Source organism: Aequorivita sinensis (assembly GCF_006346335.1).
GTDB lineage: Bacteria > Bacteroidota > Bacteroidia > Flavobacteriales > Flavobacteriaceae > Aequorivita > Aequorivita sinensis.
Genome location: NZ_VDMC01000093.1, coordinates 1 through 225, shown reverse-complemented (window position 1 = coordinate 225; position 225 = coordinate 1). Strand labels below are relative to the sequence as shown.

Sequence of the window (225 nt, the reverse complement as noted above, 5' to 3'; positions counted from 1 at the left end):
AGGATCTGAAGTATTTCGAGCCGTTACACTATAAGTACCAGAGGTTAAGTTAATAAAGTCTACTGAAGCCTGATAGTTCGTACCATCAATACTGTATTCAAATCCTGCACCCAATGGAGCTGTAATTGAAATTTTACCTGTTGGTACTGCACACGTTGGTTGAACTACATCAGCAGTTGGTGTAGCTGGTGCATTTGGCACATCATTAATCGTTACAGATAAAGC

1 protein-coding gene is annotated in these 225 nt (G+C 40.0%); it reads right to left on the bottom strand.

The annotated features are described in order from the left end of the window. Positions 1–225, bottom strand: a 225-nt coding sequence (locus FHP04_RS14600; RefSeq protein WP_158319161.1) for a hypothetical protein, incomplete at both ends; no start/stop codon positions are given.